The following is a 16,841-nucleotide window of genomic DNA, read 5'->3' as shown; positions in this document are numbered from 1 at the left end:
TCTAATGAATAAAAAGGATGATTGGATCATGACATGGACATTCAAAACAAAACCGGTCATTATCGCAGCTTCTTCTGTCGGTGGTCCGTTTGAAGCAAAAGGACCACTCGCGTCTACATTTGATCAATTTTTTGAAAAACTGGACGGCGGCGAGAAAAGTTTTGAAAAAGCACAGAGGCGCTTAATGGAAGATGCGTCGATTCATGCGCTAAAAAAAGCCGAACTGACCAATGAGAAAGTCGACGTTTTTTTAGCAGGGGATTTAATTAATCAAATGACACCGACGAACTTTGCAGCACGGACGTTATCGATTCCGTTTATTGGTTTGTATAATGCGTGTGCGACGTCAATGGCGGGTTTTATGACAGGTGCCGTACTGATTGATGGCGGATATGCAACAAATGTGCTAACGGCTGCGGCAAGTCATAATGCAGCGGTGGAAAAACAATTCCGCTACCCGACAGAATACGGTGGCCAAAAACCGCCTATTTCTCAGTGGACAGCGACAGCGTGTGGTGCAGCGGTTCTATCAAGCAGCGGCACAGGTCCATATATTCATTCTGCTACGCCAGGACGGGTTTTAGACTATGGAGTAACGGATCCATTTAATATGGGGACTGCTATGGCACCGGCTGCTGCGGATACGATTATTCGACATGTGAAAAATCCTGAAGAGTATGACTGTATCATTACGGGGGATCTTGGAAAAACAGGGAAACAAATTTTTGTGAAATTATTGAAAGACAGCGGCATGAACTTGTCACAGACGTCTATGCTGGACTGCGGTGAACTGCTATATGGATCAGAGCCGCAAGTCTTTTCGGGCGGCTCTGGTGCCGGTTGTTCAGCTGCTGTGACGTGCGGATATATATATGAAAAAATGATCACAAAAGAATGGACACGTGTATTAATCGCTGCAACAGGTGCATTATTGTCACCATTATCAGTCCTGCAAAAAGATTCCATCCCATGCATCGCTCATGCTGTCGAACTGCGAATGGGCGAAGCTTAATGGATATATATCATGTCATGTGGCGCTCGATCGTCCTTGTCCTGTTGTTGTTTGCTGTGACGAAATTAACCGGTAAACGGCAAATCGCTCAGTTGTCATTCTTTGAATACGTGACGGGTATTACAATTGGCGGTATCGCCGCTGAAATGTCGACGGGGCTCGAAAAAAGCTTCTGGCATGGAGCAACGGCGATCTTTATATGGGGCATAATCCCACTTTTAGCTGGTATAGCTACTTTAAAAAGTCGGAAAATACGTGAGTGGATTGAAGGGAAACCGACTGTCGTTATTCAAAACGGCCATATTATCGAGCAAAACTTGGCGAAAGAAAAATACTCAACTGATGAACTGCTCGAGTTGCTTCGAATGAAGGGGATTTTTCAGTTGAGCGATGTCGAATATGCATTAATTGAAACAAATGGGGCATTAAATGCGTTGTTAAAAAAAGGGAAACGTCCAATTAGATACGATGGCGACGAAACCGAAAAAGAACCACATGTTGTCATTTTAGAAGGGAACATTCAGTTTGAAGCGCTTGCAAAAGCGAAACAAACTCCTTCTTGGCTTCAAACGGAACTGCAAAAACGAAAAGTGAAAATCGAACAAGTTTTTATTGCACAAGCGGATTCAGAAAAAAATTTAACGATCGAATTATATAAAAAATGATAATACATTATGTGCAAAATTCAAATTTATCAATTTAAACACACGTCTATAATAAAATATGGTAAAATAGAAAAAATAGTATAGACGAGGATGTGATCATAATGCCTAGAGGAGAAGGTAAATTTTTAATTAAGCAACGGGCTTTTTTAAAGTTATATATGATTCGATTTGTCGAAGAACATAAAATGTATGGCATGCAGGCAATGGATGAACTAAAAACGTCATTTAAACCGTTAGGATACGAGCCGAATCATTCTGAAATTTACCGGTCACTGCATGATTTGATTGACGATGGCATTTTAATGCGGACGAAAAAAGTTCAAGAAGGGGCTAAATATAAAGAGATTGTCGTTTATCAATTTGCGGATTATGAAAAAGCAAAACTATATAAAAAGCAAGTAAAAACAGACCTTGATCGTAGCATGTCTCTTCTTAGAAAAGCGTTGGAAGATGTGTATTAAATAACCGTATAAAAATGGATATGTGCAATGTTCTTTCGCTTACTGCTATATTGACACGATTCTATGCCATTGATGTATAATATATAGGCTAATGATTTGTATAGATTCTAAGTTGAGAAAGAGAGTGTTCATTATGGGCCGTAAGTGGAACAATATTAAAGAAAAAAAAGCGTCAAAAGATGCAAATACGAGTCGTATATATGCAAAGTTCGGACGTGAAATTTATGTAGCGGCTAAGCAAGGGGAACCAGACCCAGAATCAAATCAGGCGTTAAGATTCGTACTCGAGCGTGCAAAAACGTACAGTGTACCGAAAACAATTATTGACCGTGCAATTGAAAAAGCAAAGGGTGGTTCAGAAGAAAACTTTGATGAACTTCGTTACGAAGGATTCGGACCAAATGGATCTATGATCATCGTAGATGCCCTAACAAATAACGTGAACCGTACGGCATCAGATGTACGTGCTGCATTTGGTAAAAACGGTGGTAATATGGGCGTAAGTGGATCTGTCGCCTATATGTTTGATAAGACGGCTGTCATTGGTCTCGAAGGGAAAACAGCAGATGAAGTACTGGAAATATTAATGGAAGCAGATGTAGACGTGCGTGACATTTTAGAAGAAGAGGAAGCGGTTATCGTTTATGCCGAACCTGACCAGTTTCATGCTGTGCAAGAAGCATTTAAAAATGTCGGCATAACTGAATTTACCGTTGCAGAACTAACAATGCTTGCACAAAATGATCTAACACTTCCAGCAGACGCACAAGAACAATTTGAAAAATTAATTGATGCATTAGAAGATTTAGAAGATGTCGGGCAAGTGTACCATAATGTGGATTATGGTGAATAATATATGAAAGCAGACCTTTGTGATATAACGAAAGGTCTGCTCATTTAGATTGGATCGTTTTTTCTAATCAAGATTTGCAAAATCATATCCGAAGCCGAGAATAATCATGAACGAAGTCATGAATGTTCTCGGTTATTCTATTTTAATTCGAAAAAAATCCATTTTGGATTCAAAGTTGGATTTTTTTATGTGTCTGGCAGTAAACCGAGGACAGCAAAAAAGTGAAAAATGCTGCCGGCAAGAACAAACAAATGCCAGATCATATGATGATATTTAAATCCGCGCCACACATAAAAAATGGCACCGACAGTATATAAAAGACCCCCTATTATAAGAAATGCAAATTCTGCCGGTGACAGTGCAGCAACGAGAGGGCCCCAAGCAAAGACAATCAACCAGCCCATCACAACGTAAAGCACCGTAGAGAAGAGGATAAATCTTTTCACAAAGAAGCATTTAAATATGGTACCAATTAGAGCGATCCCCCAGACAATGCTGAACAACCACCAACCGAGTGCACCCTTCACTGCAATAAGTAAAAATGGTGTATACGTACCGGCAATAAAAAAGTAAATAGACGCATGATCAAAAATTTCAAATAAGTCTTTTACTTTTCCTTGTGGGAAGCTATGAACAAGTGTAGAAGACGTATACAGCATAAACATTGTGACACCAAACACTGTAAACCCCGCTAAATGCCAGCCGTCCCCGTACAGTGCAGAGAAGACTATAAGTAAGACAAGCGCTGCGATGCTGAGTAATGCACCGATGCCATGCGTAATTGAATTGGCGATTTCTTCTCCTTTTGAAAAAACATGTGTTGTCGAAGAATCATTCATCACGACAACTCCTTTCCAAGCGATCAAATAATGACTTTATTGTATCATATTCATCCCGTATTATTCCTGTACGGAATATGTAAATGGGTTTAAACACTTGTGCGTAAATGGGTATACTAATATAGAAGGCTATTTGAAAGGGGTTTTATAAAAATGGAAACGATTCAACATAAAGAGGGTATGTTTTATATAGAAAAAGAAGGTAAGCGTGTAGCGGAAATTACCTATGTTCCTGCAGGTGAGGGGAAAATTAATGCCAATCATACGTATGTATCAGAAGAATTGCGTGGCGGCGGTGTAGCAGGACAGCTTCTTGATGCACTCGTTACCTATGCGCGTGAAAATAACTTGAAAATTATTCCAACCTGTTCATACGTAATGGCTAAATTTTCTCATGGCAGCCAATATAATGACATGTTGGTACTAAAATAATGCGCTACGTTATTATTGGAGGGGACGCAGCTGGCATGAGCGCTGCCATGCAAATCGTTCGCAATGATCAACAAGCCGAGATTACTGTTCTTGAAAAAGGACCTATTTATTCATATGGTCAGTGCGGGCTGCCATATGTCATCGGCGGTCTCATTGAATCAACTGAAAAGCTCATTGCGAGAAGTGTTGATACATTCCGCTCAAAATACGGCATAGATGCTCGTATTTTACATGAAGCATCCTCTATCAATCTTAAACAAAAAAACGTATCCGGTACAAACCATGAAAATGGGCAGTCGTTTACGATTCCATACGATCGATTACTGATTGCGACCGGTGCAAGCCCAACTGTTCCAAAATGGGAAGGAGCAACGGCGGATAACGTGCATGTCGTAAAGACGATACCTGATACGGAGCGGCTTATCCAAAGTCTTGATGATAGTGTTCAAGACGTGGCTATTATTGGGGCAGGGTATATTGGTCTTGAACTGGCTGAAAATATTCACCGGCTACATAAACGGATTCGGATTATACAACGAAGCAGCCACATTGCGAAAATGTTTGATGCGGATATGTCTAAACATCTTCATTTAGAAGCAGAACGTCATGAGGTTGTGCTCACATTAAATGAACAAATACAAGCTATTGAAGACGGACAGATCAAAACAGATCTTAATACGCACAAAGCCGATCTTATTATTGCATCTGTCGGCATTCGCCCGAATACAGACTTTTTAAAAGATACTGGTATGAATATGCTTGATAATGGAGCTATTATTGTCAACGATAAAATGGAGACATCCATTCCTGGCATTTATGCTGCTGGCGACTGTGCGACTCATTTTCATATCGTCAAACAAACACCGGACTATATTCCACTCGGCACGACGGCAAACAAGCAGGGACGGATTGCAGGATTGAATATGTCAGGAAAAACACGATTATTTCCCGGCATTACCGGCACGTCCGTCATGAAATTTTTTGATTTAATCGCCGCGTCTACTGGTATAACTGAAAATGACGCAAAAAAACTCGAGATTCCGTATAAAACATCGAGCATTCAAACACGAGATATAGCGGGCTATTATCCTGGAGCATTGCCGCTTCACATCAAGCTTTTATATCATCCGGATACAGGCCTGCTTCTCGGTGGTCAAGCAATCGGTATTAATGGAGCTGATAAGAGAATTGACGTGCTTGCAACAGCTCTTTTTAACAAAATGACCATTGAAGAATTGGAAGATCTCGACCTAAGCTATTCTCCTCCTGTCAACGGTGTATGGGACCCAATTCAGCAGGTAGCACGCCGAGCGAAATAAAGGTGGGAAGAAATTTTATGTATAAACATATTCTCTTAGCCGCAGATGGATCTGATCATTCATACCGGGCGGCAAAACAAGCAGGGAACCTTGCAAAAATGTCGTCTGACTGTATAATTACGATGCTCTATATTATTAATTATGATGATTCAAAAAAAGCCGTGCTTCATCAAGATAGTCTTGTCGCTGCGCAAAGAGAACGGCGCGACAAGCTGAAGCGCCATGAATTATTGTTTAAACAGAAAGGGATCCGCTATTCCGTCATGTTGAAGCACGGTGAACCAGGCCCAACGATTGTAAAATATGCGAATGAAGAAAAAGTGGACCTTGTTATTCTCGGCAGCCGCGGTCTTAATAACTTGCAGCAGTTTGTTCTAGGTAGTGTCAGCCATAAAGTCGTCAAGCGAGTGAATTGTCCAGTCATGATTGTAAAATAAAACAGTTAAAACCGCCAACATGGAGGGAGAATTTATGGAAAAAGCTTATTCAGTAGAACGTTCAAAAACCGTTCAGACAAAATTGGTCCTTCCGCCAGACACTAATCATTTACAAACAATCTTTGGTGGAAAGGTTCTATCTTATATTGATGAAATTGCTGCTTTGTCAGCTATGAAGCACTGCAACAATGTAGTTGTGACAGCTTCTATTGATTCTGTGGACTTTTTATCGTCTGCCACTGTTGGAAATGCTCTTAGTTTAGAAGCTTTTGTTACGTCAACGGGACGTACTTCTATGGAAGTCTATGTAAAAGTTCACTCTACTGATTTATTATCAGATAAGAAAACTTTAACGACGGAGTCCTTCCTTACAATGGTAGCCGTTGATCAAAATGGTAAACCTATACCTGTTCCAAAAGTAATACCTCATACACAAGAAGAAAAAAGACTGTTCGAAACGGCTCCTGCTCGTAAGGAGCATAGAAAAAATAGATCCATGATTCGGTAATGTAAGTGTACTTAAATTTATATTATTTTTGTATGTGAACGATGAGAAAATAACCCAGGTAATTCTTCAGTTCAATAATATGCATCCCTCAAGAGTTATATCAGGTCGTCAGCAAAGATTTGAGGCGGGTTTGTCTTTTTACAAATTTTCCGCTCATAGTCTTTAGACAATGGAGTAGAAGTAAGGTCGAACGAAGCGTGTCTCTTAGCACGTCAATCGTTCGCCTTTTTTGTTTTTAACTTAAAAAAATCAAGCGAAAGGACAATGCTTTCAGCGGCCTTACTTTGGTACTCGCGAATGTGACGTTCACGGAACAAGCAGACGAAGCAATTGACCTGACTGAAGATCTAGGGCCGATGTTATTTGATTTGAAGTTTCCGAAAGACAATGTAAAACTTTAACCAATATACCGCATAAAGCATCTTTTTTTGAATCTGTTATTGGTTTGAAACTGACCTAAAGGTCTTACTTCATAGCAAGTTGATGGAACAACTGTTTGTTCTGTACATAAGCATTTTTATAAAGCTCGTATATTTCGTTGTAAAATCCGGCAACTGTTGGATCTGGACGAACAGGTTCAGGGTTAATTCTAATAATAGTTTCACAAGCACTTTGAATGGAATCATATTTTCCAATACCAACCCCCGCTGTAATAGCAGCACCAGTACAGGCTTGTTCTAACTGGTTTACTTTGTAAATTTCTTTATTTAAAACATTAGCTTGAATTTTCAGCCATACATCGCTTCTTGCTCCTCCACCTGAAGCAATAAATGTGTCCATTTTTATATTTAAAGAATGAAAAATTTCTATGGAATCCTTTAAAGCAAAAACGACACCTTCCATAACAGAACGAATAAGGTGTGCTCTGCTATGCTGTAAAGTCAAGCCTAAAAAAGTTCCTCTTGCTAAATCATCCATGTGAGGAGTTCTTTCTCCAGATAAGTAAGGGAGAAACAGTAACCCTTCACTACCGGGTGTAACTTGCTTGGCCAATTCATTTATTTCTGAGTAAGAAAGGTTATTTAATATTTTTTTATTAAGCCAGCTGAGCGACAAACCGGCAGCTAAATTCGCTCCCATGATACTCCATGTCTGGGGCACTGCATTGCAAAATGTGTGAGTTCTCATTTCAGTCTCATAAATAGGTTCTGGAATAATAGAAAATGTTTGACCACCAGTTCCAATCGTCAAAGATACTTGGCCGGGTTTCACAATGCCGTTGCCGATGGATTGCATGGACTGATCACCGCCACCATAAACAACAGGCGTCCCAGCCGCCAACCCTGTTTCTTCAGCGGCTTTTACTGTAACTTGGCCGGCAATATCAATCGATTCATGTACCTCAGGAAAAAAATCGGGATTCAACCCTACTTTTTTGATTAATTCAAAAGCCCATTTTCTATTTTGAATATCAAATGCTAGTGTAGCTGAAGCATCTGTAAAATCGGTACCACATTCTCCTGTCAGCTTTAAACGGATATAATCTTTCGGCAATAGCACTTTATTTATTTTTTCATAAACAAATGGCTCATTCTTTTTAATCCATAACAACGATGGCGTTTGAAAGCCCGTGAATATAGAATTCATTAATAGTTTTTTGACTGTTTCTCTTCCAACTATCGAATAGATTTCCGCTACTTCTTTTCTAGAACGCTGATCCGACCAAATAATTGCTGGACGTATAGGAAGGAGATTTCGGTCTATCATTACCAACCCATGCATTTGACCTGAAAAACCGATTCCTTTAATTTTTTTAGAATGTATACCCGTTTTATTCAAGACATGTTTAATCGTCAATACAACCGCTTTCCACCAGACGTTAGGATCTTGTTCAGCATAACCGCTCTTTTCAATAATAATTTCATAGCTTTGTTGAGCTGTCCCTTTTATGGAGCCGTTCTCGTCCATAATAACAGTTTTCACACTTGATGTACCTAAATCAATGCCCATTAAATAACTCATTTCCCATCCCTCCAACCAATTAAAAAAGGGGCTCAGACACCGCCCTGTTACCTCTTTAAAACCTATTCATATCATTATATTATTGCCGGACAAAGACTTTAAATACTTCAAGCTTTCTTGCAAATCCTCATTCGGATATTAATCGAGGTCGCTGAAACAACTTTTGATTGCTTAAACGATAATTATCCTTTATAGCTAATTTTTCCTGTCTCAACTAATTCCCTAAGTCCCATAAACATTAAATTCCAACCATGTTCAGATCCATCGTGATACTCTCCAAGAGCTTTTTCGATATCAGGTTTTGTCCAATTTTCTTCATGAGGAACAGTTATGAAGCTTATAAGAATTTATTAACTATAACAGAAAAAGAAGTAGACTGGGCATATGAAGTTTGGGATCAATTATTACAAGACCTAAACAATCGTGATAATCATAAAAGATCACGTGCAGCACAATTTCTTTCTAATTTAGCAATAAGTGATCCAGAGAAAAGAATGCTTAATGATTTTCCAGCATTATGGGAAGTAACGAGAGATCCTAAGTTTGTCACTGCAAGACATAGTTTGCAATCCATCTGGAGAGTAGGTTTAGCTGGAGATGAACAACAAGAATTGTTAATTAATCACTTTACTTATCGTTTTACACACTGCGTAGAGGAAAAAAATTATACTTTGATTCGATATGATATTATTCAAGGTCTTAGAAACTTATATGATGAAGTAAAGAGAGGAGAAATAAAACAAAAAGCCCTTGATTTAATAGCAACAGAAGAAGATAGTAAATATCAAAAGAAATATGCAACTGTATGGCGAAGTACATAATAATGTTATTATTTATAATATAACAATTTAACCAAAAATGTGGAAGTACCAATGGACTCTCCATATTATAAAGCATCCGTATTCTTAACGCTGGTACAGGGGTCATCTTTATTATTTTAACGATCGTGTTATTCATTCACATTATGTTAGTCGTGTTAGGTAAAGAAAAACGCCGATTCTACTTCGATGAAGCATCTGATTTATATACAACTTGAAAAAAATAATGTAAAAAACCGTCATCTATCCAATAGAAGTCGGTTTTTTTATAGATTTAAGCTTGCTGTAAGGTTGGCATAAAAATGCTGTAAGGATGAGCATTTATAGTATATGTATCAGCAAAACTAACGAGGTGAAACAAATGGAACCATTATTAAAAGTAGAAAATATTAAAAAAACATATGGTAAATCAAGCGCTGCTTACACAGCGTTAGAAAAAGTATCTTTTGACATTCATGAAGGAGAATTTGTAGGTATTATGGGGCCTTCTGGAGCGGGGAAATCGACTTTGCTTAATATGTTAGCAACAATTGATTCACCAACTGAAGGGAAAATTTATATGAATGATACGAGTATTCACGATATGAAGGAAGCTGCTTTAGCAGATTTCAGACGTGACAATCTCGGTTTCATCTTCCAAGATTACAATTTGCTCGACTCATTGACTGTGAAGGAAAATATATTATTGCCGCTGGCGATTGCAAAAATTCCAGCGAAAGAAATCACTATCTTAGTGACTCGTATTGCTAAAGTATTTGGTATTGAAGATTTACTAGCAAAATATCCATACCAAATTTCAGGTGGCCAAAAGCAAAGAACAGCTGCAGCAAGAGCGCTTGTGACAGAACCCGCACTGATTCTAGCTGATGAACCAACAGGTGCACTTGACTCAAAATCAGCGACAGATCTACTTGAAAGCTTGAGTAATTTAAATGAAAATAATAATTCTACCATCATGATGGTGACACATGATGCATATGCCGCAAGCTTCTGCCGTCGTATTATTTTCATCAAGGATGGTACACTTTCAACAGAAATTTATCGCCGTGACCAAACGCGTAAAGCTTTCTTCCAAGAGATTTTAGATATCCTTGCAACAATTGGGGGTGAGATAGATGACGTTATTTAGTCTAGCGAGAAAAAATATTGCGCGAAACTTCTCCCAATATTTTTTATACATCGCATCTATGGTTTTTAGTATTGTCATCTACTTCACATTTGTGACATTAAAATATAGCGATACGATTGCAGAAAAAACGGCTTCATCACAAAAATTAGATTCACTAATGAGTGGTGCGGCAGTCATTCTAATATTCTTCGTTGCCATATTTATTGCATATTCGAATTCATTCTTTATGAAAAAACGTAAAAAAGAAGTGGCATTGTATGCATTACTAGGCGTGCGTAATCGTCAAATTGGCTTTATGCTCTTTTTTGAAAACTTATTATTAGGTTTGGTTTCATTAGTAGTGGGGATTGTACTAGGATTCCTTTGTTCAAAAGGATTTATGACGATTTTGATTCATTTAATGGGCTATGATGTCATAGCACCATTTACATTTTCGGGATCGGCAGCTTTGAACACAGCTATCGTATTTCTTATTATTTTCTTAGTGACATCATTCCAAGGCTATCGTTTAATTTATCAATTTAAACTAATTGATTTATTCCATGCATCGAAAAAAGGGGAAGCAGCTCCGAAGTCATCTATGATTGTAGCCATTCTTGGAGTATTTCTAATTGTCATCGGTTATTGGTTGGCGATGCAAGATCTTTTTACTTCTAAAGTGTGGGAAAAAGTCGGCTTTTTAATGACAGCACTGATTATTTTAACAATAGTTATTGTCGGTACGTTTTTATTGTTCCACAGTGTGACAGGCTTTGTGTTAGCAGTGATTAAGAAAAGTGAAAAATGGCTATGGAAAGGTCTTCATTTAATGACGATTTCACAACTGCTATATCGTGTTCGAGGTAATGCACGTACATTGACCGTGATTGCGGTATTAAGTGCTACGACAGTAACAGCAGGTGGTGCGGTGTACAGTCTTTATTACAACACAAATGACTTGGTGAAGACCACTAATCCGAATACCTTTATGTATCAGCAAACAGATGCAAAAAGCGATAAACAAGTTAGCACTGTACTGTCAGATACAAAATACGATGAAAATATCGAAGCACTATCTGTCACATTTAATACCAAAGAATTAAACTCAGCATCGGCATACGATAGCTCAGATAAAAGAATTTATACTGTTATCAATGAAAAAACATATAACAAATTAGCAGCAGTACAACACAAGGAAAAACTACATGTTAATAATGACAATGCTGTTATTTTAGATATAGGATATGACAAAAGATTCTCACCTAAATACAAAGGCAAAATCATCACAACAGAAAACAACAATGCAATCACATTCCAAAGTTTTAAAACACAAACAGTTTTAAATGCAGGCACCGCAGGCATTACAGTGGTAGTATCAAATGATCAATTTAAAGCATTACGTAAAGATGGAGAAGCACTAAAATATCGTGTCATTGGTATGGATCAAGCTTCTACAGATCTATCTAAAAAAATTGCAAAACAATTACCTGAAGAAGCGCTATTTTCTAGTGCTCCTCAAGACTTTCAAACAAGCATTGAAGGCGTAGGCTCACTGCTCTTTATCGGAAGTTTCCTTGGTCTAGTATTTTTAGCTGCAACAGGTAGTATCATTTACTTTAAAGTTTTAACTGAAGCAGAGGAAGATAAACCACAATATAATATGCTTCATAAAATGGGTGTTAGCGCAAAAGAAATGCGAAAATCCATTGCATCACAAGTATTCGTCATCTTCTTCGTACCACTAGTAGTAGGGTTATTACACAGTGCTGTTGCTTTAAAAGCCTTCTCTAGCTTACTGATGCTGGATCTAGCAAAACCTGTGTTGACCTGGATGATTGCTTATACAGTTATTTACGGTCTGTATTATATCTTAACGGTAGCTTCTTACAATCGTATTATTTCACAAAATAATAAAACAGAAGGATGATCGAGATGAAGAAATTTCTAATTGTAGTTGGTATTTTGTTTGTACTAGGAGTAGTAGGAGTCTTCGCGCTTACTAATATTGACTTCAATCGCATGAATGCCAACAATTATTATTTACAAATTACAGAGGATGGGGTACCACATGAAGATAAACTAGATGATGGTTCAGTTATGACCTACTATTCTTATAAACTAGACGCCACAAATGCTGATGGTGAAACAATTCCGCTTGAATTCACAGCACAAAAAAATCTCCGTAAAGATGCCTACCTGAAAATGTACGTGAAAAATGGTAATGAAGTATCGTCATATGATGAAGTAAAATTTGAGAATATTCCGAAAAAGGCACAAAAAATTAAAATATTAAAGAAGGGCTGTCTCCAATAAGTAAGTGGGGAACAGCCCTTTTCTCTGCCTATTAAGAAGAATATGATTAGTGTTATAAAAGTATAGTAATGGTGGTCCCCTTATTTTCAACGCTAGTCAAATCGAGTTTCCCGTTATGAGCTAAAATAATATCTCTTGCAATTGCCATTCCTAAACCAGTACCATGTGTACTGGTAGTATTTGTACCGCGATAGTAGCGTTCAAAAACCTGTTCTAAATCTTTAGAGGGAATACCGCGACCATTATCGGCAATAGTAATTTGGGTATGAAATTCTGGAGCAGTAGATATGTTGCTTGATTTTTGCTCTTGTTCACATTGCGGGTAAATGTTATCAATTCGAATATTCACGACAACATTTTCATTGTTATGCACAAGTGCGTTGTAAATAAAGTTAAAAATCGCTCGTTTTAGTAATTTTTTATCCACTTTATGCACTGCTTTGTCCATATTTGTCTCAAATTCAACCTGTCGATCACCAAATGGTGAATCATTTAAAAGCTCAATCGTCATTTCACGTATAAACCCAACGATATTCACATCTTCAAATTGCAATGGGAGCTGTTGATTGCGCAAACGCATAGTTAAATTGAGGTCATCTAACAAATCTTTCATATACATCGAATTTCTATTAATAATCGATGTATAATCATGCAATTCCTGTAGTGTTAAATCTGTGGCACTATCTTTCATCAATTCTGCATAACCATGGATAGAGGCGAGTGGTGTTTTCATGTCATGCGAAACATTGCTAATCCATTCTTCACGCATTTGGTCGAGATGATTACGTTCTTTCTCATGCTGATCTAATTTCACCGATAGTTCATTCATATTGCGAAATACATCTTCATAAACGCCTTTTGGTACGGACATCTTTTTAAATCGTCTTTCCCGAAGCTGCTGAATTCCTTCTATTAATGTGTTGAGTGGTGTAGTTAATCTTTTACCAAATAAAAATCCAATAACTATTGCAATAAAAATATCAACGATTAAAAATACTAAAAGTAAGATATTAATGTATTTAAAAACTTTAGCATAATCATAGGTCATTACATAGCGATCTATTCTCTGATCTTTAACCCCTAAAAAATAGCTAAAATTTTGGGCTTCGCCGACAAAAACAGTCGTATCCGCATCTACTTCTTTATATTTATACGTTTGTACAATTTCAACAGGGGAATACTCTGTTTGCAAATTTTTAGGTGTATAAAATGCTGCCACTTGCTCACCCTTATTATTCAAAAATTGTATCCAGGCATTCATGTCTTGTAGTTTTTCTAAGCCTTCTTCATTTACCATGGGTTTTTCATTTTGTAGTTCTACATATTGTGAAAAAATTCGGCTAAAGTTTTCCGCAGACCCTTCTTCTGTGCCGAATATATTATACATTGATTGTAAAATGAGTAAGCAGAAGAGTAAAATTGTATTTACAATCCCTACAATCACAACAATTGTCACAACGGATCCTAAAAAGCGCCGTGTCAATTTCCACTTCATCTTGCCTCACCCCTTGGTATGTAATTTATAACCAAGCCCTTTAACAGTTATTAAAAACGAAGGTTTTGAAGGATCTACCTCAATTTTTTCGCGTAAACGGCGAATATGTACCATCACCGTATTATCGGAGCCAAAGAATTCATCGCCCCACACATGTTCAAACAAAGTTTCCTTGCTCAAAATCTGATTCGAATGATGCATAAAACAGCCCATCAGCCCAATTTCTTTAGCTGTGAGCTCAATCGTTTTGCCATCCTTTTTCAATTCTGTTTCATTGGCACTAAGCTCAAAAGGACCAACATGCAAACTTTTCGAAGTCGATTTTTCCTCTGAAAAGCCAGCACGTCTCAGCTGTGCCTTCACCCGATAAGCAACTTCTTTCGGACTAAAAGGTTTGGTAATATAATCATCTCCACCTATAGCCAGCCCTAAGAGCTTATCAATTTCCTCATCCTTCGCCGACATAAATAAAATTGGCACATTTGACAATTCACGAATTTGCTTGCATAAATCATAGCCTTCGCCATCAGGCAGCATAATATCAAGCAATACAAGTGCAGGATTAAACTCCTGAAACTTAGCCCAACCATCCGCAACCGTCCCCGCTGTTACAACATTTTTAAAACCTTCTTTATGTAAAACTGTCTCCATCAGACGTGCCAAATCTTCCTCATCGTCAATAATTAAAATCCACTGATCACTAGCCATTCTTCTACCTCCCAAACAACAATCTTTACCTACAGTATAGAATAACCCGTAATTCTTTCGCAAAAAATATAGAAGAAACATGACAAAATTAAGCTGTTTTTTATGCTAATTCGCACCATCCTTTTCAACCTTTTTATAAAAGAATGCCCTTGTAAAATACAATAAGAGCATGTTTTGATTAATCCTTTTTCAAAACACGCTCTTTTCTTTTGTTCACTTATTAATGATTGTTGTATCTTTAAAACAAAGTTTAACCATATGTAATAAAGTTGCACCGTTTATAAAAAAGATGAACTGTTTATATGTAGCTTTTGGATAAAGAATGATCAATTATAAAAGTTTGATCGAATATCCTATTGTGGTAATGTAGGATTTTTTCTTATTCAACAATCGGGCCAGATTGTTGAAGATTATTCCTTAAAAATATGAGCAGGATAGCTAAAGCAAGAGAAAAGGATATTCTAACTAAATTTGCCTCTTAATTAAAATTAAAGTAGAAAAACCAATGTGTTATTCTACTAATAATCACCTGTGAAGCCTAAATCAGAGAGCAACTGAAAGGAAGGAGAAAGAAACAAGGATTTGATTTCCCCCTCTTTTAAACCGGTAAGTTTTGTTCGATATTGCTCAAGTAATCGCCAGTCGCCTAACTTTCCTCGTTCTGCCAAAACCAGAATACGAGCAGCACTTAACGCTTCCATATCCCGATGAATCGTTCGCTCGGTCACTTCCAATTCTTGCACCAATGCTTTTGTTGTTAACTTTTCGTTGTTCTGCAGCAACAATAATATGCTGATGAGTCGGTCTGCTCGCATGGATTTCTTCTAAAAAAAAGAATTTTTATTATGACATAAGATGTCAACTTTAAAGATTATACTAAAGATAGTACAAAATAAGGGGAAGATGCAAATGCGGTCTTTAAAAGGAAAAGTAGCTTTGGTAGCAGGAGGCACAAGAGGAGCGGGACGTGGAATTGCAATGGAATTAGGAGCCGCCGGAGCTACTGTTTATATTACGGGACGTACAACAAGAACCGAGGTTTCTGAATACGGGCGTCCAGAAACGATTGAAGAAACAGCAGAACTCGTCAACAATCTTGGTGGAGTGGGAATTCCTGTACAAGTAGACCATCTTGTACCTGAACAAGTGAAATCTTTATTAGAAAGAATTGAAAACGAACAGGGAAGATTAGATATCCTTGTTAATGACATTTGGGGAGGGGAGTATTTGATCGAATGGAATACACCTGTCTGGAGGCACTCTCTTGAAAAAGGATTACGGATGCTGCGTTTGGCGATTGATACACATCTCATAACAAGTCATTACGCACTGCCTTTATTAATCAAAAATGAGAGTGGATTAGTAGTTGAAGTAACGGACGGTACAGAAGAGTACAACAACAAAAATTACCGACTCTCTATGTTTTATGATCTAGCGAAAAGCTCAGTAAATCGTATGGCTAAGGCGTTGGGGCATGAACTTTCTCCATATGGATGCACAGCAGTTTCTATGACACCTGGCTGGATGCGATCGGAAATTATGCTTGAGACATTTGGGGTGACTGAGGAAAATTGGAGAGAGGCAACAAAGAAAGAACCTCATTTCGTAATCTCGGAAACACCGCGTTATATAGGACGGGCCGTTGCTGCAATAGCAAAGGATTCTGATCACCATCGTTTAAACGGGCAATCCCTCTCAAGTGGTGAACTCGCGAAGATGTATGACTTCTATGATGTTGATGGATCTCAGCCGGATTGCTGGAGATACTTAGTGGAAGTTCAGGAGGCTGGAAAACCTGCTAATGCAGAAGGGTATAGATAAGTGAATTGCTTTTTAAATAGCAACGATAAGTCCATTACTTAAAAGTTATAGGTAACGGGGCTGCATTAGTTTAAGATTATTGAGTGATTT

Annotated in this window: 18 protein-coding genes and 1 pseudogene; 13 read left to right on the top strand and 6 right to left on the bottom strand. The window is 37.8% G+C overall.

Annotated features, from left to right (window positions below):
• Window positions 1-28: 28 nt before the first annotated feature.
• The 4 genes from spoVAD to A3M5_RS0108665 all read left to right on the top strand — a co-directional run bounded on the left by spoVAD (window position 29) and on the right by A3M5_RS0108665 (window position 2,991).
• On the top strand, window positions 29-1,012 hold the full coding sequence (gene spoVAD, locus A3M5_RS0108680) for a stage V sporulation protein AD (RefSeq protein WP_018393368.1): 984 nt from the start codon (window positions 29-31) through the stop codon (window positions 1,010-1,012).
• A complete protein-coding gene (locus tag A3M5_RS22670; protein ID WP_018393367.1) occupies window positions 1,012-1,677 on the top strand; it encodes a DUF421 domain-containing protein in 666 nt (221 codons plus the stop codon). The genes spoVAD and A3M5_RS22670 overlap by 1 nt, the downstream gene beginning before the upstream one ends.
• Before the next feature lie 101 nt (window positions 1,678-1,778).
• Window positions 1,779-2,138 carry a replication termination protein gene (locus tag A3M5_RS0108670; protein WP_018393366.1) on the top strand — a complete coding sequence of 120 codons (360 nt, stop codon included), beginning with the start codon at window positions 1,779-1,781 and terminating at the stop codon, window positions 2,136-2,138.
• Between the two features lie 133 nt (window positions 2,139-2,271).
• A complete protein-coding gene (locus A3M5_RS0108665) occupies window positions 2,272-2,991 on the top strand; it encodes a YebC/PmpR family DNA-binding transcriptional regulator (RefSeq protein ID WP_018393365.1) in 720 nt (239 codons plus the stop codon).
• A gap of 185 nt (window positions 2,992-3,176) precedes the next feature.
• On the opposite strand, the gene trhA is transcribed toward A3M5_RS0108665, so the two are convergent.
• The gene (gene trhA, locus A3M5_RS0108660) at window positions 3,177-3,830 is read right to left on the bottom strand and encodes a PAQR family membrane homeostasis protein TrhA (RefSeq protein ID WP_018393364.1); all 654 of its coding nucleotides are present in this window, start codon (window positions 3,828-3,830) and stop codon (window positions 3,177-3,179) included.
• A gap of 153 nt (window positions 3,831-3,983) precedes the next feature.
• Here trhA and A3M5_RS0108655 point away from each other — a divergent pair, with 153 nt between their 5' ends.
• The 4 genes from A3M5_RS0108655 to A3M5_RS0108640 are packed head-to-tail and all read left to right on the top strand — an operon-like array spanning window position 3,984 to window position 6,526.
• A complete protein-coding gene (locus tag A3M5_RS0108655) occupies window positions 3,984-4,262 on the top strand; it encodes a GNAT family N-acetyltransferase (RefSeq protein ID WP_018393363.1) in 279 nt (92 codons plus the stop codon).
• On the top strand, window positions 4,262-5,581 hold the full coding sequence (locus A3M5_RS0108650; protein WP_018393362.1) for an FAD-dependent oxidoreductase: 1,320 nt from the start codon (window positions 4,262-4,264) through the stop codon (window positions 5,579-5,581). Before A3M5_RS0108655 ends, A3M5_RS0108650 begins: the two co-directional genes overlap by 1 nt.
• Before the next feature lie 17 nt (window positions 5,582-5,598).
• Entirely contained in the window at window positions 5,599-6,018 is a 420-nt protein-coding gene (locus tag A3M5_RS0108645; protein WP_018393361.1) for a universal stress protein, read from the top strand.
• Between the two features lie 34 nt (window positions 6,019-6,052).
• A complete protein-coding gene (locus tag A3M5_RS0108640; RefSeq protein ID WP_018393360.1) occupies window positions 6,053-6,526 on the top strand; it encodes an acyl-CoA thioesterase in 474 nt (157 codons plus the stop codon).
• A 465-nt stretch (window positions 6,527-6,991) separates the two neighbouring features.
• Here A3M5_RS0108640 and xylB read toward each other — a convergent pair whose 3' ends face one another.
• Complete coding sequence (gene xylB, locus A3M5_RS0108630) at window positions 6,992-8,488, bottom strand: xylulokinase (protein WP_018393358.1); 1,497 nt, start codon at window positions 8,486-8,488, stop codon at window positions 6,992-6,994.
• Window positions 8,489-8,670: 182 nt separating this feature from the next.
• Window positions 8,671-8,820: pseudogene (locus tag A3M5_RS26625) on the bottom strand (SRPBCC family protein); the annotation flags it as partial.
• Between A3M5_RS26625 and A3M5_RS0108625 the strand changes: the two are divergent.
• The 4 genes from A3M5_RS0108625 to A3M5_RS0108610 all read left to right on the top strand — a co-directional run bounded on the left by A3M5_RS0108625 (window position 8,806) and on the right by A3M5_RS0108610 (window position 12,727).
• Window positions 8,806-9,309: a hypothetical protein gene (locus tag A3M5_RS0108625; RefSeq protein WP_018393357.1), complete on the top strand. Its 504-nt coding sequence runs from the start codon at window positions 8,806-8,808 to the stop codon at window positions 9,307-9,309. The pseudogene A3M5_RS26625 and the gene A3M5_RS0108625 sit on opposite strands and share 15 nt — an antisense overlap.
• Before the next feature lie 358 nt (window positions 9,310-9,667).
• Window positions 9,668-10,435, top strand: a complete 768-nt coding sequence (locus A3M5_RS0108620) for an ABC transporter ATP-binding protein (RefSeq protein ID WP_018393356.1) — start codon at window positions 9,668-9,670, stop codon at window positions 10,433-10,435.
• Window positions 10,422-12,341 (top strand): ABC transporter permease, encoded by a 1,920-nt coding sequence (locus tag A3M5_RS0108615; protein ID WP_018393355.1) that lies wholly within the window; start codon window positions 10,422-10,424, stop codon window positions 12,339-12,341. The genes A3M5_RS0108620 and A3M5_RS0108615 overlap by 14 nt, the downstream gene beginning before the upstream one ends.
• A 5-nt stretch (window positions 12,342-12,346) precedes the next feature.
• The gene (locus A3M5_RS0108610) at window positions 12,347-12,727 is read left to right on the top strand and encodes a YxeA family protein (RefSeq protein WP_018393354.1); all 381 of its coding nucleotides are present in this window, start codon (window positions 12,347-12,349) and stop codon (window positions 12,725-12,727) included.
• A 52-nt stretch (window positions 12,728-12,779) separates the two neighbouring features.
• Here A3M5_RS0108610 and A3M5_RS0108605 read toward each other — a convergent pair whose 3' ends face one another.
• From A3M5_RS0108605 to A3M5_RS0108595, 3 genes are all read right to left on the bottom strand, one after another.
• On the bottom strand, window positions 12,780-14,222 hold the full coding sequence (locus A3M5_RS0108605) for a sensor histidine kinase (RefSeq protein WP_018393353.1): 1,443 nt from the start codon (window positions 14,220-14,222) through the stop codon (window positions 12,780-12,782).
• A gap of 6 nt (window positions 14,223-14,228) precedes the next feature.
• Window positions 14,229-14,930, bottom strand: coding sequence for a response regulator transcription factor (locus A3M5_RS0108600; protein WP_018393352.1), 702 nt, complete (start codon window positions 14,928-14,930; stop codon window positions 14,229-14,231).
• A 518-nt stretch (window positions 14,931-15,448) separates the two neighbouring features.
• A complete protein-coding gene (locus A3M5_RS0108595) occupies window positions 15,449-15,745 on the bottom strand; it encodes a helix-turn-helix transcriptional regulator (RefSeq protein ID WP_018393351.1) in 297 nt (98 codons plus the stop codon).
• A gap of 94 nt (window positions 15,746-15,839) precedes the next feature.
• Between A3M5_RS0108595 and A3M5_RS0108590 the strand changes: the two genes are divergently transcribed.
• On the top strand, window positions 15,840-16,751 hold the full coding sequence (locus A3M5_RS0108590; protein ID WP_018393350.1) for an SDR family oxidoreductase: 912 nt from the start codon (window positions 15,840-15,842) through the stop codon (window positions 16,749-16,751).
• The last annotated feature ends 90 nt before the right edge of the window (window positions 16,752-16,841 follow it).

This window comes from Bacillus sp. 37MA (assembly GCF_000372765.1).
GTDB lineage: Bacteria > Bacillota > Bacilli > Bacillales > Domibacillaceae > Domibacillus > Domibacillus aminovorans.
This window is presented reverse-complemented; position numbering and strand designations above follow the sequence as displayed.

Coding starts and splice junctions, on each gene's coding strand:
- spoVAD (WP_018393368.1), top strand. CDS start 29: ATGACATGGACATTCAAAACAAAACCGGTCATTATCGCAGCTTCTTCT.
- A3M5_RS22670 (WP_018393367.1), top strand. CDS start 1,012: ATGGATATATATCATGTCATGTGGCGCTCGATCGTCCTTGTCCTGTTG.
- A3M5_RS0108670 (WP_018393366.1), top strand. CDS start 1,779: ATGCCTAGAGGAGAAGGTAAATTTTTAATTAAGCAACGGGCTTTTTTA.
- A3M5_RS0108665 (WP_018393365.1), top strand. CDS start 2,272: ATGGGCCGTAAGTGGAACAATATTAAAGAAAAAAAAGCGTCAAAAGAT.
- trhA (WP_018393364.1), bottom strand. CDS start 3,830: ATGAATGATTCTTCGACAACACATGTTTTTTCAAAAGGAGAAGAAATC.
- A3M5_RS0108655 (WP_018393363.1), top strand. CDS start 3,984: ATGGAAACGATTCAACATAAAGAGGGTATGTTTTATATAGAAAAAGAA.
- A3M5_RS0108650 (WP_018393362.1), top strand. CDS start 4,262: ATGCGCTACGTTATTATTGGAGGGGACGCAGCTGGCATGAGCGCTGCC.
- A3M5_RS0108645 (WP_018393361.1), top strand. CDS start 5,599: ATGTATAAACATATTCTCTTAGCCGCAGATGGATCTGATCATTCATAC.
- A3M5_RS0108640 (WP_018393360.1), top strand. CDS start 6,053: ATGGAAAAAGCTTATTCAGTAGAACGTTCAAAAACCGTTCAGACAAAA.
- xylB (WP_018393358.1), bottom strand. CDS start 8,488: ATGAGTTATTTAATGGGCATTGATTTAGGTACATCAAGTGTGAAAACT.
- A3M5_RS0108625 (WP_018393357.1), top strand. CDS start 8,806: ATGAGGAACAGTTATGAAGCTTATAAGAATTTATTAACTATAACAGAA.
- A3M5_RS0108620 (WP_018393356.1), top strand. CDS start 9,668: ATGGAACCATTATTAAAAGTAGAAAATATTAAAAAAACATATGGTAAA.
- A3M5_RS0108615 (WP_018393355.1), top strand. CDS start 10,422: ATGACGTTATTTAGTCTAGCGAGAAAAAATATTGCGCGAAACTTCTCC.
- A3M5_RS0108610 (WP_018393354.1), top strand. CDS start 12,347: ATGAAGAAATTTCTAATTGTAGTTGGTATTTTGTTTGTACTAGGAGTA.
- A3M5_RS0108605 (WP_018393353.1), bottom strand. CDS start 14,222: ATGAAGTGGAAATTGACACGGCGCTTTTTAGGATCCGTTGTGACAATT.
- A3M5_RS0108600 (WP_018393352.1), bottom strand. CDS start 14,930: ATGGCTAGTGATCAGTGGATTTTAATTATTGACGATGAGGAAGATTTG.
- A3M5_RS0108595 (WP_018393351.1), bottom strand. CDS start 15,745: ATGCGAGCAGACCGACTCATCAGCATATTATTGTTGCTGCAGAACAAC.
- A3M5_RS0108590 (WP_018393350.1), top strand. CDS start 15,840: ATGCGGTCTTTAAAAGGAAAAGTAGCTTTGGTAGCAGGAGGCACAAGA.